This is a genomic window from Pseudomonas sp. CLCA07, from assembly GCF_053615335.1.
The window spans coordinates 1,483,971-1,497,917 of record NZ_CM132131.1; the positions used below are offsets into that span (position 1 = coordinate 1,483,971).

12 protein-coding genes and 1 pseudogene are annotated in these 13,947 nt (G+C 60.0%); 8 read left to right on the plus strand and 5 right to left on the minus strand.

All coding sequences use genetic code 11. The features are described 5' to 3' along the window. Nucleotides 1-16 precede the first annotated feature (16 nt). Genes ACWGZX_RS06805 through ACWGZX_RS06825 form a run of 5 tightly spaced genes read left to right on the plus strand, consistent with a single transcriptional unit; the run spans nt 17 to nt 3,543 of the window. Nucleotides 17-241: a hypothetical protein gene (locus ACWGZX_RS06805; protein WP_452627770.1), complete on the plus strand. Its 225-nt coding sequence runs from the start codon at nt 17-19 to the stop codon at nt 239-241. After that, nucleotides 238-480 carry a hypothetical protein gene (locus tag ACWGZX_RS06810; protein ID WP_452627771.1) on the plus strand — a complete coding sequence of 81 codons (243 nt, stop codon included), beginning with the start codon at nt 238-240 and terminating at the stop codon, nt 478-480. The genes ACWGZX_RS06805 and ACWGZX_RS06810 overlap by 4 nt, the downstream gene beginning before the upstream one ends. Further along, nucleotides 477-785 (plus strand): hypothetical protein, encoded by a 309-nt coding sequence (locus ACWGZX_RS06815; protein ID WP_452627772.1) that lies wholly within the window; start codon nt 477-479, stop codon nt 783-785. Before ACWGZX_RS06810 ends, ACWGZX_RS06815 begins: the two co-directional genes overlap by 4 nt. Nucleotides 786-788: 3 nt before the next feature. Continuing rightward, nucleotides 789-1,751, plus strand: coding sequence for a toprim domain-containing protein (locus ACWGZX_RS06820; RefSeq protein ID WP_452627773.1), 963 nt, complete (start codon nt 789-791; stop codon nt 1,749-1,751). Then, nucleotides 1,738-3,543, plus strand: coding sequence for a DUF927 domain-containing protein (locus ACWGZX_RS06825; protein WP_452627774.1), 1,806 nt, complete (start codon nt 1,738-1,740; stop codon nt 3,541-3,543). Before ACWGZX_RS06820 ends, ACWGZX_RS06825 begins: the two co-directional genes overlap by 14 nt. A 539-nt stretch (nt 3,544-4,082) precedes the next feature. Here ACWGZX_RS06825 and ACWGZX_RS06830 read toward each other — a convergent pair. Together ACWGZX_RS06830 and ACWGZX_RS06835 are read right to left on the minus strand one after the other, a co-directional pair. Beyond that, entirely contained in the window at nt 4,083-5,162 is a 1,080-nt protein-coding gene (locus tag ACWGZX_RS06830; protein WP_452627775.1) for an AI-2E family transporter, read from the minus strand. A 177-nt stretch (nt 5,163-5,339) separates the two neighbouring features. Next, nucleotides 5,340-5,681: a potassium channel family protein gene (locus ACWGZX_RS06835; RefSeq protein ID WP_452627776.1), complete on the minus strand. Its 342-nt coding sequence runs from the start codon at nt 5,679-5,681 to the stop codon at nt 5,340-5,342. A 385-nt stretch (nt 5,682-6,066) separates the two neighbouring features. On the opposite strand from ACWGZX_RS06835, the gene ACWGZX_RS06840 reads away from it, so the two are divergent. Genes ACWGZX_RS06840 through ACWGZX_RS06850 form a run of 3 tightly spaced genes read left to right on the plus strand, consistent with a single transcriptional unit; the run spans nt 6,067 to nt 9,761 of the window. Then, complete coding sequence (locus ACWGZX_RS06840) at nt 6,067-7,623, plus strand: efflux transporter outer membrane subunit (protein WP_452627777.1); 1,557 nt, start codon at nt 6,067-6,069, stop codon at nt 7,621-7,623. After that, nucleotides 7,616-8,743 (plus strand): HlyD family secretion protein, encoded by a 1,128-nt coding sequence (locus tag ACWGZX_RS06845; RefSeq protein WP_452627778.1) that lies wholly within the window; start codon nt 7,616-7,618, stop codon nt 8,741-8,743. Before ACWGZX_RS06840 ends, ACWGZX_RS06845 begins: the two co-directional genes overlap by 8 nt. Beyond that, the gene (locus ACWGZX_RS06850) at nt 8,733-9,761 is read left to right on the plus strand and encodes a DUF2955 domain-containing protein (RefSeq protein ID WP_452627779.1); all 1,029 of its coding nucleotides are present in this window, start codon (nt 8,733-8,735) and stop codon (nt 9,759-9,761) included. Before ACWGZX_RS06845 ends, ACWGZX_RS06850 begins: the two co-directional genes overlap by 11 nt. Here the strand turns inward: ACWGZX_RS06850 and ACWGZX_RS06855 are convergent. The 3 genes and pseudogenes from ACWGZX_RS06855 to ACWGZX_RS06865 form a co-directional block, all read right to left on the minus strand. Next, nucleotides 9,746-10,211, minus strand: a pseudogene (locus tag ACWGZX_RS06855) (hypothetical protein). The gene ACWGZX_RS06850 and the pseudogene ACWGZX_RS06855 overlap by 16 nt on opposite strands. A 1,258-nt stretch (nt 10,212-11,469) precedes the next feature. Then, on the minus strand, nt 11,470-12,735 hold the full coding sequence (gene glyA, locus ACWGZX_RS06860; protein WP_452627780.1) for a serine hydroxymethyltransferase: 1,266 nt from the start codon (nt 12,733-12,735) through the stop codon (nt 11,470-11,472). A gap of 25 nt (nt 12,736-12,760) precedes the next feature. Further along, nucleotides 12,761-13,942 (minus strand): acetylornithine/succinylornithine family transaminase, encoded by a 1,182-nt coding sequence (locus ACWGZX_RS06865; RefSeq protein WP_452627781.1) that lies wholly within the window; start codon nt 13,940-13,942, stop codon nt 12,761-12,763. Nucleotides 13,943-13,947: the final 5 nt, after the last annotated feature.

The following is a 13,947-nucleotide window of genomic DNA, read 5'->3' on the forward strand; positions in this document are numbered from 1 at the left end:
CAAGTGAGGATTTATCGTGACAGATTCCCAGCAAGCTGACAATCACTCAACGGAAGCCCGGGGCACACGTCTCTTCAGCCTCACTCCGTCCGAAATCCAGAACAAAGCCGAGCGTCACCGTGCTCGCGCCCTTTCCCAGCTCAAGAGCAAATCCAGCCTCAAAGTTCGCCACGAGCGTTACAACGCCGAAATTACCCGCGCCCGTTTCTTTGAAGCGATGCTAGCAGGGGGTGTGCAATGAACAACCTCCGCCAAATCACTGACGAAGCTCTCGACCTGATCGACGCCACCACCGATCACATCGGCTGGCTGAGTGCCCTGATGACCGCCATTCGTGCCGACGCGAAACACAACAAGGGCCGCGACCTCGAAAAACTGACCGGCTTGGGCCAGTACCTGAGTAGCGATTGGGATCTCTATCTGGACGGGCAATCCAAGCGTTTGCGCGGTCAATTGGATGTGATGGAGGCATCGCTATGAATGCCCTCAACTGCCTGCCTGATACACCGATTGTCGATCTGAACACTGAGCAACGCCGCACGCTGATTGACCTCATTGAAGTCGAGCGCAACCACGCTTCCCACTGGTGGACGATGCTCAATGAAATGCGCTGCCGTGGTGAGCTGCCGCATTGGGTGAAAGAGCAAGAAGTCGGGTCTGCGCCGGATCATGACCGCTGGTTAACTGGTTGTTCCTATACCAACAAAGCGTTGTTCGGGCATGCCTGTGTGCGCGGTGAAGCCAGCCAGCAGATGTTTCGCTGTCACCCTGAACTGAGGGGCTAAATCATGACGAGTTTTCAACACTGCCAATCGGCGGTGACGCCCTCGGCTTGCCTGAAGGATGTCACCGGGCCGTCTGGTGTCACCCATCACAAGGCCGTACCAGTCCTGTTTCGTGACGCCCTTCAGTCCGTTTTTGGCCCACTCGATTGGCTGCCGGAGCCTGACGGCCTAATTCATCGCTTCCACGTTCCCGGCGACAAACAGGGCAGCGAAAACGGCTGGTATGTTTTGTATTTGGACGGCATCGCGTCGGGCGCCTTTGGCAGCTGGAAAGCGGGCAGCACGAGCACCTGGTGCAGCCGTGAACCTGCCGATCCACGCGAAGCCGAGCAAGTGCGTCAGCACATCGAACAGGCCAAGCGCCAGCGCGAAGCCGAGCAACAACAGCGTCAGTTCAAGGCGGCCATCCGGGCTCAGCGCTGGTGGCGTGATGCGCGGCGCGCTGATTCTGCCCACCCGTACCTCATCGCCAAGGGTATTCGTTCGCATGGCTTGCGCCAGAGTAGTGACGCCTTGCTGGTGCCGCTGTACGTGGCGGGCGAGCTGGTCAACCTGCAACGTATTGCCCGCGACGGCAGCAAACGTTTTTTGGCGGGCGGCCGGATCAAGGGCAGCTATTCGCCCTTGGGCGTCATCGTCCCGGGCCAGCCGCTGTGCATCTGCGAAGGCTGGGCCACGGGCGCCACGCTGCACCAGCACGGTTACGCCGTGGCCTGCGCCATGAACAGCGGCAACCTCAAGCCGGTAGCTCTGGCGCTGCGTGCCCGCTACCCAGAGCAGCCAATCTTCATCGCGGGCGACGACGACCGGCTCACCGATGGCAATCCGGGGCGCACGGCCGCCAATGCCGCCGCCGCGCTCGTGGGTGGCCAAGTGGCGTTCCCAGAATGGCCAGAAGACGCCCCCGCCGACCTCACCGACTTCAACGACCTCGCCAACTGGAAACGCGCCCATGTCCCTGCCTGACAGCAACGTGATCAGCCTTCGGCCAGATGCTCCGACCGTTACGCCTGAGCGTCCCTGCTGGGGCGTGTACGAGCAGTGGGTCACCAATGAAAAGGGCCGCAAGCTGCGCCCGGGTGTGTACCGCCACGGGTTCAAACGCGCCGCGGGTCAAGATGAGGATGACGCCGACAGCGACACCCATGATCGCCCGATCATTGATGAATGGATCGCCAGTCCGGTGACCGTGACAGCGCGGACCACCAACAGCGATGACGGCAGCGAGGGACGTTTGCTGCGCCTGTTCACCGACAGTGGGGTTAAAGAATGGATCATCCCTATGGAGGTGTTCGGCGGCAGCGGCGAGGATGCCCGCCGCCAGTTGTTCGGCATGGGCGTCATCATCGCGCTGAAAAAGCGCGCTGCCTTCATGGAGTACCTGCTGGAGCAACGCCCGGAAGAAATCTTCGCCACCACCGGCCGCCCGGGCTGGCATGAGTCGGGCGCGTTTGTCTTGCCGGGGCGCACCCTCGGCAGCGACAAGGTGCGTTATCAGGCCAGCGGCAAAGGCCAGAACCTGTTCAGCGTGCGTGGCGAGCTGGCGCTCTGGCAGAGCGACGTTGCCGCCAAGTGCGCGGGCAATCCGGTACTGACGTTGGCAATTGGCTGTGCGCTGGCCGGACCGCTGCTGAGTCTGGTTGGCGTGCTCGGTGGCGGCGTGCACCTGGTGGGCGACAGTTCCAGCGGCAAGTCGTTGGCGCAGTTGATTGGCTCGTCAGTGTGGGGTGACCCCGGCGTGTTTGCCGCCAGTTGGGACATGACCAAAGGCGGCCTGGAGATCGAGGCGGCAGGGCGCAATGACACCCTGTTACCACTGGACGAAATCAAGCGCGCCGATCCGAAGCGCGTGCAGGAGATGGCCTATTCACTGGCCAACGGTCAGGGTAAAGGCACCATGACCCGCGAGCGGGAAGGTCGGGCCAAATTGAGCTGGCGCCTGCTCACCCTGTCGAGTGGCGAACGCTCCCTTTCCGAGCACGCCGCCATCTCCGGCAACGCCGCCCATGCGGGTGCGGAACTGCGCATGGTCGACGTAAACGCCGGCACTCGCGCCCACCGCGCCTTCGATGAATTGCACGGCCTTGAGGGGGCCGACTTTCACCGACTGCTCACCGTGGCCGTAAGTGCCCACCATGGTCACTTAGGTTCAGCGTTCGTTGAGCAACTACTCGCCAGCGACGACCGTCCCGGGCTGCTGGAACACTTCGCCAACGTGCGCGCCAAGTTCGTTGAGGACAACGCACAGGCCGGCCGTGTGGCCGATCGCTTCGCCGTGATTGCCCTGGCAGGGGAAATGGCCATTGCCTATGGCCTGTTGCCTTGGGCACCGGGAAGTGCCCTGACCGACTGCCAGTTGCTGTACGGCGAGTGGCTGGCGCGGGTCGGCAGCGGCAATGCCGAAGACCGGCAGATTCTCGCCGGCATCCTCGACTTTATCGACAAGCACGGCAGCAGCCGCTTCTCCGATGTGGATGACCACACCCCTGACACCAAGGTGTTCAACCGGTCCGGGTACTGGGAGTTATCCCTGGGTAAACGCCTGTACCTGTTCAACAAGTCAGCACTGGTCAAAGCGGCCAATGGCTACGGCCTCAGTCGTGTGGTCAAGGCGCTGGACGGGGTGGGGGCGTTCGCCAAGCGTGACACCGACCGAGACAGTCGCAAGACCAAGAAATATCGCCTGCCCGGTGGAGGATCGGCGCGCCTGTATGTCGTCGATACCGAAGCCATGGATCTGGAGGCCACTCATGCATGACCACTCAATACCCATGGCCGACTTCACAGGAACCTAGTTTTGTGGGGAACAGTGGGAACAGCCAATGTTTCCGGGGCTTTGGGGCGTTCCCCCTTATAGAGATGTTGGGGAACAGGGGGAACACACACCTGTTTTTCTATAAACGACCCTGCCTCTGCCCAGCAATCTGGCTGGAGGTGTTGCTGGGCCTGGTCCTGTCGGAGGTGCGCGGAGCATTGGACTTAGCAACAACACCAACAGTGCTTTGATCACACTTTTGTCTCCTGCCATGGACGCTGGATGATGGGTCGTGTATTGGGGATGAATCAGCTGTAGCGAATGTCGCTGAAGTAAATTGCAACCAGCAGCGCGTCCTTATCGCCCTGACCATAGGGCTCGCGACGATAAGCACGTCGCTTGCCGGGCATGCGCAGCCCCTGTACTTCAACGTAGTCAGAAATACAATGAGCGGCGGGCAGGCCACCGCTCACACTCGTCAAGAGGGCGGTGCGTACTGTGCTGAAGCTGCTCCAGCGTACGCCACCACCGAGTTGCGGACTTTATCCTTCTGCTGGTTGATCCTGCACCCACTGCCAGAATAATTGGTAGCCCACCGCAAGCACCACCGGGCCTATGAACAAGCCCAGGATGCCGCTCGTGACCATGCCTCCCAGCGCGCCAATCAGCACGACCGGCATCGGCACATCCACACCCCGTCCCAGCAACAGCGGTTTGAGGACGTTGTCCACCAAGCCGGCAACGAACACAAAGACGGCGAAGATAATGGTCCTCGTGTTGGGCCCCTCGGTGGCCATGACATAGGCGATCACCGGCAGCGTAATCAGTGTGGCCGGTAACTGCATGATGCCCAGCAGCAATACGCCGATGGCCAGCAGACCAGCACCCGGGATACCTTTGAGCACGAAGCCCAGGCCCACCAGCAACATCTGGATGAAGGCAATGCCGACCACGCCGAGCGCAACTGCGCGAATGGTTGCGGTGCACAACTCGGCGATTTTCGGACCCTTTTCAGTACCGCTGATGCGCGACGCAATATCTACCGCACAGCGGCTGCCAGCCTTACCATGCGCCATGAAAATACCGGCGATGATCAAGGCAACAATAAACATCAGCAAACCCGCACCGACGCCGGCAATTTTGGTCAACAAGCCCACACTGACGCCTTTTATTTGCGGCAGATACTTCGCGACCAAGTCCGGAAGATCGGTTGAGGCCTGCAGCCATACTGACGAGATAGTTTTACCCACCACTGGCCATGTGGCGACCGTGTCGGGCGGCGGCGGGATATGGAAGCCCCCCTCCTTCACCAGGTCGATGACCTGTCCGACCGACGAAGCAATCGAGGTGCCCAACAGATAGACCGGCACCACCAGAATAGCGATAGCAATCAGTACAATCGCCGTTGCAGCTCGCCCCTCGCTGCGTCCAAGCGACCCCATGAGTCGCAGTTGCAACGGGTAGAGCGTGATCGCCAGGATGACCGACCACAGCATCAGATCGCGAAACGGACGGAATATTTCGAAGCAAAACAGCACCAGAACAACAATCAACCCAGCACGAATAAGGACATCGAGCATGCTGCGGGTCAACGATTTTGCGGACAGAGGTACGGGCATCATAGATGTCTCCTTGTTGATAGCAGCACAGGTAGGGAACCGTTAGCCCTGCATAGACGACGGCCATTCAACAGTGCGGCGGCATCCTCCGCCCCACCTGTCACAATGCCGTGAAATAGAAAAGTAACCGAGTGTGTAACTAGTTCTGTGTAATCGGTCGTTCTGCGCGATGCGGCGGCCTTACTCATCGGATTTGGCCGCCTGCGCGGTGACTTCAATGGCCCGAATACTGATCGCCGCAAAGATCGCCGTCATCAGAACGCCGTGAAAGCCGAGCACGATGGCAAGGACACGCGAGGTGGCCAGTTTGGGTACTAGGTCGCCATAACCGATGGTCAAGCCAGTGACAAAGGCAAAGTAGATACCGTCAAATGGGCTCCATTCTTCCAGGTGACTGATGATCAGACCGAGCACTACGATCATAAACAGGAGGAGGGAAAAAATCGGCCAGACAACACGAAAGTAAAACCATACAGTTTTGTAGAACTCGCGGCGGACGTGCCTCGCATAAGAAATATGCATGCAATGGGTTCCTGGGATTTAGCGGCATTAGAAATGCGTGACGTACTCACACCCAATAGCGTGACACAAGCGCCAGACTTAGGAACTAGTCGATATGTGCACGAAGCTGTTTTCGATGGCCGACTAAAATCACTAACCAAATTCAAGAGATAGTAGAAACGAACTCAACAAGTGAAGTGAAAAGTAAGGAAAGTAAGCGCGCGTACGCTCGAAACCCATCGCTTGATCATCCGCCGCAAACTCTACATCGACAAACCGACGACGCTGGTCAAATACGCGATCGATCACGGAATCATTTTGCAGCAAGAAAAAAAAACGCTGGCCACTCGATAACGCCCTCGGACGTGTAAGCTCCCGCGATCTTTTTTTGGCTGGACACAGCGCAATGCCTCCAGGTCGCCCCCTAAAGTTGCAGCCAGGCCATCTCATTCTGCTGGGGGCGCTGGCCCTGAGCGGTTGCATTCGGTTGGGACCGGACTTCCAGCCTCCGGGCGAAGAGTGGATCAAACATTGGGACACCCCGGCCCTCGAACAATCCAGCCAACGCGGGCCCAGTCCGGATCTGCGACAGTGGTGGCATGTCTTCAACGACCCGGTGCTCGATCAACTGATTGCGCAAGCGGATGCCTACAACTCCAGCCTTAAAATCGCCGGTTTGCGCGTCATGGAGTCCCGCGCCAAGCTGGGCATTACGCAAGCAGGGCTGTACCCGCAACTGCAGCAAGTCAGCGCAGACAGTTTGTACATTGACCGTCACCAACATGGTGGCAACAATCCGCAAGACAGCAATTTGTGGCAACACAGCGGCGGGTTTGACATCGGCTGGGAGCTCGACTTCTGGGGGCGTTTCAGTCGCGCCATCGAGTCGGCCGATGCGACTTACTTTTCCGCCCAGGCCAACTATGAAGACGTCCTGGTCTTGCTGCGCGCCCAAGTGGCGGATACCTATTATTTGCTGCGCACCACAGACTCCCGTTTGCGTGTCGCCCGTGAAAACGCCGCGCAGCAAAAGCGCAATTACGAGATCACCGAAAAACTGTTCAACAGCGGCCAGGATGCCGAACTCGATTTGCAACAGGCCAAAACCCAATACTTGGGCACGTTGGCCAGTATTCCCAACCTCCTGGACCAGTTGCAACGCACGCGTAACGCCTTGGCCGTGCTGATCGGGCAACCGCCGGGCAGCCTGCCACAGGTGATCGATAACAACACCCTGGTCCCACTGGTCGATCGCGCCGTGCTGCAAGATGTGCCCGCCAGCCTGTTGCTGCGCCGGCCTGACGTCCGCGCCGCCGAACTCAATGTCGCCGCCCAAGGTGCGTTGGTTGGCGTGGCCGAAACCGACTTCTATCCATCGCTGACACTGCTCGGCAGCATTGTCTGGTCGGCGGACTCTCTCAATGGCACCTCCAGCAGCCTGGACCTGATCGGTGGTCCCAGTCTGCGCTGGAATGTATTCGATCACGGGCAGATCGCCAACAACGTGCGCGTCCAGGACGCGCGGTTGCAGCAGTTGATCGAAGCCTACCGCGATAAAGTTCGCCAGGCCGCTCGCGAAGCCGATGATGCGGCCAACGGCCTGATCCAGTCATTGGAGAGCGAACGCATCCTGCGCGACGCCGGAGGGGCTGCCGAACGTTCGCTGGTGCTGGCCAGCGTGCAATTCCGGGAAGGTTACGCCGACTTCCAACGGGTGCTGGACGCTCAACGCGCGCTGCTCGAACAACAGGACAATTACCTGCTGGCACGCGGCAATGCAGTCAGCAATGTCATCGCCCTGTACAAGGCCTTGGGCGGTGGTTGGTACACCCCTCAGCCGTATGTGGACTCGGCCACCCGCCAGGTGATGGAAGAACGCATCGACTGGGGCCACATGCTTGACGATCCCGCCGCCGCACTGCCCGTTTACCCGCTGCCAGCCAAGGAAAATAGCCATGAGTGAAGCCTCGCAACCCTCCCCCGACGCCAGCGAACCGGTAGCGGCCGACCCGGTGAAAAAAGGCATCAAATGGGTGTTGATACTGATCATCCTGAGCCTGGTCTGGTACTTGTTAGCCGACCGGTTCACGCCGTATACGCAACAAGCGCGTGTGGGCGCATTCGTCATTCCGGTGGCGTCGGAAGTCGCGGGCAAGATGATCCGGGTGAACGTACACAACAATCAGACCGTCAAGGCCGGCGAGGTGCTCTTCGAGGTGGACCCGGCGCCCTATCAGATTGCCGTCGATCGCGCCCGCGCCGACCTTGAGACAGCACGCCGGCAATTAGGGGCCAGCACCGCAGGGATTGCCTCGGCGCAAGCGACATTGCGCGTCGCCCAGGCCAATGAAACCAAGGCACGTCAGGAGAATCAGCGCCTGGAAGGGTTGTACCGTGAAGACCCAGGGACCATCTCTGTGCGCGTGCTCGAAATGTCACGCACCACCCGCGATGCGGCAGTCAGTCAAACCGCCGCCGCCCGCGCCGAAGTAGAGCGTGCAAAAGAAACAGAAGGTGGCGGTGAAGACGTCAACGCAAAGTTGCGCAGTGCCGCCACTGCCCTGTCAAAAGCCGAACTGGACCTGGCCAACACGCAAACCCGAGCCCGTTCGGCAGGCCTGATCACCGACCTGCGCACCGATGTCGGGCAATTCGCCTCGGCGGGCGGCCCGGTCATGACCCTGATCACCATTCAGGACATCTGGATCACTGCCGACATGACCGAGAACAACCTCGGCCTGGTGCGGCCCGACACGCCGGTGTCCATCGTCCTCGATGCACTGCCGGGTGAAGTCTTCGACGGCCATGTACGCAGTGTCGGTTATGGCATCAGCGTCGGGCAGCCGACCCCGCCCGGCACTTTGCCCGGTATCCAGAACAGCCGGGACTGGCTGCGACCGGCCCAACGGTTCCCGGTAATCATCGAGTTTTCCGAGCAGTCCATGAGCACACTGCGTGGCAGCGGGAACATTCGTGCCGGCGGGCAGGCTGAAGTCATGGCCTTCCCCTCGGAAGGCAATCTGCTCAACCCGCTCGGCCGGGCCTATTTAGGCCTGATGAGCTGGCTGTCTTATGCCTACTAAACGTTCCCCTCGGGAGCAGCGTGCCTTACGGCTGGCCAGTGGCACGGCACTGTGCCTGGCCATCAGTTTCGGCCTGGCTTTGCCGATACCGTTTCTCGCGCCCGTGCTGTGCCTGCTGCTCTTGGCCTCGGTCAATCGCCCGTTGCCCTTCAAGGCGGCAATCGTTCTCGCGCTGGTCGCGATGCTGACCACCGGTATCGGCCTGCTCTTGATCCCGATCCTGCGTTACTACCCGTTGACCGGCGTGCTGCTGGTCACGGTCAGCCTGTTCATGGTCTTCCGGTGGGGGCTTAGTGGCGGCAATAACCTGATCGTAACCTTGCTGGTGATGGGCCTGACCATGATCTCGTCGGCGGGCGTCGCCGAGTTCGACGCAGCGGCAATGGTCATTGGGGCGCTGGTCAAAGGGCTGTTACTGGCGGTGATGGTGATTGCGATCAGTCATTGGCTTTTCCCCGAGCCTGCCAATGCGCCGGCGCCGCCCGCTGCCCCACCGCCGGTGGGCGAAGAAGCCAGTCGGATTGCGTTGCGTGCAACCTTGATTGTCTTGCCGACGTTCCTGCTGGCAATGATCGACCCGGCGAGCTATCTGCCGATTATCCTGAAGGCGGTCGGCCTGGGTCAGCAATGCAACACGACCAGCGCCCGCAATGCCGGTCGCGAGCTGGTCGGCGCCACCTTGCTCGGCGGCTTGTTGGCCATCCTGTTCTGGTGCGCACTGAGCCTGTTTGTGCACCTGTGGATGTTCTTTCTGTGGACGCTGTTGTTCGGCCTGATACTGGCGCGCAAGCTGTACGCCCTGAGCCCGACCCGGTTTGGCCCGGGGTTATGGCTCAACACCTTTATCACATTGATCATCCTGCTGGGCCAGTCAGTGCAGGACAGCGCTTTGGGCAAAGACGTCTACACCGCCTTCGCCGTGCGCATGGGGCTGTTTATGGCGGTCACGCTGTATGCCTGCGTGATGGTCCGACTGCTTGACCGGCCCGAAAAAGCACAGACTCACGGAGTAACCTGATACCCCTTCCCTTGCAGGCAACTGGTATAGGCCGTCGAGGTGTTGACAGCACTGGTTTTCTCATTAGCCCGGCGCTCCTGACGCTGACGCGAACCACCGACCACGACACCCGCCGCCGCGCCTGAGCTTGATTCTGCCGATACTCTTGTTTCACGTTGTCATTGGCCCCCTCGTAAAATTCGTCATGCTGACGCCCGCGTGCAACGGCTGCGACCGCCCCTGCCGCAGCGCCGACCGCCGCCCCACGCACCCTTACCCCGGAGAAGTGTCAGTCGAAGCCGCCTGACTGGCTGCCACGCTATGGCATACGTTGATGTCCAACTGGGTTTGTTGCGAACTTTGGCCTTTGGTCGGCACCACGGTTTCGGCCCAGCTCTGGGCCGATGAAATCGATAACGCGACACACAGGCTGATGGGGTAATCCCAACCTTGGTAATTCATCCTCTTCATTTTTCCATGGGAGCAATCTTGTCACTCATCGATGTGTTCGGGCTGTTAACGGGGGGGCTAGGGTTGTGACCCGAAGGTATTTCCTTGCACCCGTTAGATACGGTTTCAATTCGGTCATGGTTCAGGTGGACAGGCGTTAGATTTAAAGATTCACAAAACAGACTGCAAGCCACGAACGGCGGGGCCTGCGAGGCGTAACCGCAATTTGTTAAAGCCGAGGTTTTAAACTGCGAGTGAGAGCGTTTTTAGCGCCCTGGCAATGCTCACCCCCAATGTGGAAAACAACGTTGGCGGGGTGCAGCTGCTGCCGGGGGTAATGGCGCAGATCTGCTCCATCCACCGCTGGTGGTTGGACCTCAGATTGAGGGTGGAGAGATGCATCCAGATTTGGACGCATCTCTACTTGAGGTCGGAAAGCCTGCGCAGTAGATACCTCGAATCCAGGGTATGTAGATCCCACTCACAGTTGGTGGATGGGCCGGGTAGTCGACCAGCGAAATTCTGAGGGTTAAAGGTGGGATTTTCCCACTGTGGGTAACGCTCGCACCGTTACCTGATCGTTAGCGGCGATGCGCTCAAATCTGAGCGTATCACCTCACGTTCGCTCTCCCGCGAAACATATACCTGCACGAACCGAAGGACTGCCAATCAGACGGCAAGAGTTTTGCCCAGACTCACGGGTTGAAGGACGGTAGAAACGAAAATTCGGGTAATCCTCTGGAGGCCACGCCGCGTAAGGGCTGCAAGGCCTTTCAAGAATCAACCACTGTCGAGGAATCAATCCGTAGAAAAAACCTATTGCAGAGCAAGACAGGAGCAAGATGCCCGGCAGGAGCGAAAGCGCCGTAGACATCGCCGTGTCAGGGCTGGAGCCCCAAACCGAAATTAATCTTATAAGAGGATTTAAAGCACGAAGCGTGGGAACCCGAGCCAGACTAGGGCCACAACGGATTGAGTTTAATCGGCAGACCTAGTCTCTGCTGGGCGTGTCCAAACACTACATTATGACCGACAGCAACCGGCCAAAACCCTCGGGCTCAGGTAGAACGGTTATGAACACCAGAAAGCCTACATTTTGAACGAGTGAGTAAATATTCATATTTTACTGGCACGTTGGCGAACCACAATCCGCGAGTGTACAAGTCGCGGATTGTGGGCAATTACCTGATCAATGGCGCGTGGGTGTGGCCAAGGGGATCGCCTGATAAAACAGTTGAACACCCGGCCACCACCCGATCAGGCAATGGCCGGGCCAGACTCAGCGATAGACCGGAAAACGACGGCACAGCGCGACAACCTGTTCGCGCACGTGGTGCCCGACCTTGTCGGTGTCACCGTTTTCCAGGGCGTCCAGTACGTCGCATAACCAGCCGGCCACTTGCTCACAAGCCTCCACACCAAACCCGCGGGTGGTTACCGCCGGGGTGCCGATACGAAGGCCGGATGTCACAAACGGTGAGCGCGGGTCATTTGGCACCGAGTTTTTGTTGGCGGTGATATAGGCACTGCTCAGGGCCGCGTCGGCCTCCTTGCCGGTGTAGGGCTTGTCGGACAGGTCGATCAGCATCATGTGGTTGTCGGTGCCGCCCGAGACGATCTTGTACCCCCGCTTTTGCAACACCCCGGCCATGGCCCGGGCGTTGATGACCACTTGGGTCTGGTAGACGCTGAACGCCGGCGAAAGCGCTTCCTTGAACGCCACGGCCTTGGCCGCGATCTGGTGCATCAGCGGCCCGCCCTGCACGCCGGGAAACACAGCGGCATCGAGCTTTTTGTAGAAAGCCTCATCCTGTCCCTTGGACAAAATCAAACCGCCGCGTGGCCCGCGCAGGGTTTTGTGCGTGGTGCTGGTGACCACATGCGCATGGGGAAGCGGGTCGGGGTATTCGCCCGCGGCGACCAGCCCGGCGACGTGGGCCATATCAACCCAGAAGATAGCCCCTACCTTATCGGCAATGCTGCGCATGCGTGCCCAGTCCTTGTACCGCGAATACGCGGAAAAACCACCGATCAACATTTTGGGGCGCGTCTGCAGTGCGATGCGCTCCATCTCGTCATAGTCAAGAAAGCCGGTTTTCGGGTCCAGTCCGTAAGGCACGATGGTGTAGTGACGCCCCGAAAAGTTGGCCGGGTTGCCGTGGGTCAGGTGACCGCCCTGGGCCAGGTTCATGCCCATCACCGTGTCACCGGGGTTGATCAGTGCCAAGAAGACCGCCGCGTTGGCCTGGGCGCCCGCATGGGGTTGCACGTTGGCGTAGTCGCAGCCGAACAGGGCCTTGACCCGCTTGATGGCCAGCCGCTCGGCCACATCGACGTATTCGCAGCCGCTGTAATAGCGCTTGCCGGGGTAGCCTTCGGCGTACTTGTTGGTGAGCACCGTGCTCTGGGTTTTCATCACCAGCGGGCTGGCATAGTTTTCCGAGGCGATCAGCTCGATATGGTCTTCCTGGCGATGCTCTTCGTTGTGAATCGATTCATACAGCTCAGGGTCGAAAGCGTTGAGGGTCAGCGTCGAGTCGTACATGTGCAAAGTGTCCTTGGTCAAGAATTCAAGCGGCGGGTGACAGCAGGCGCGTGATGCGCGCGGCGATGTCGTCGATCTGTGCGTCATCGCAGATCAGCGGCGGCAACAGGCGCACGGTGGTGCCCCGTGTGACGGTGATCAGCAGACGTTGTTCTTCACGGGCCCGGCCGACCAGTTCGGCGCACGGGCCATTGAGTTCAATGCCGATCATCAAGCCGATGCCGCGAATGGACACCACCTCAGGATGGTTGCCCAGCGCCAGCTTCAAGGCCGCCAACAAGCGGCGGCCCGAGGCGGCAGCGCGTTGCGGGATGTGATCGCGCTGCATGATGTCGAGCACTGTGCAGCCCACGCGGCACGCCAGCGGGTTACCGCCGAACGTGGACGCATGGTGGCTGGGGGAAAACAGCTCGGCGGCCTTGCCCCGCGCCAGGCAAGCGCCGATGGGGAAACCGTTGCCCAGCGCTTTGGCCAGGGTAATGACGTCCGGCTCGATGCCCGCATGCTCAAAACCAAACCAGGTACCGGTGCGGCCCAGCCCGGTCTGCACTTCATCGATCATCATCAGCCAGTCGTGTTCATCACACAGTTGGCGCAAGGCCTGCAGGTAGCCGGCAGAGGCGGCGTGCACGCCCCCCTCACCCTGCACCGGCTCGACGAGCACCGCGACGATATCGGGTGACTGCGCCGCGACCTGGCGAATCGCCTCGATGTTGTCGTAAGGCACTCGCACAAAGCCCGGCATCAGGGGCTCGAAGCCGCGATGCACGGCGGGGTTGCCGGTGGCGGCGAGAGTGGCCAGGGTGCGCCCGTGAAAACTGTTGTCCATCACCAACACTTGTGGCTGGGTCACCTGCCGGGCGTTGGCGTGCAGGCGGGCCAGTTTGAGCGCCGCTTCGTTGGCCTCCGCTCCGGAGTTGCAGAAAAACGCCCGTTGCATGCCCGAGAGCAGGCACAGTCGTTCGCCCAATTGCTCCTGCCATGGGATGCGAAACAGGTTGGTCGTGTGCAGTAACACCGTGGCCTGTTCGGCGATGGCCGCGGCAATTTCGGGGTTGGCATGCCCCAGGCTCGTCACCGCCACACCGGCGATGGCATCCAGGTATTCAAGACCCTCGGTGTCCCACAACGAGGCGCCCTGGCCTCGGCTGAACGAAACCGGTTGTCGGGCTGAGGTGTGCATGAGGTAAGCGGGTGCAGCGGACATTGCGG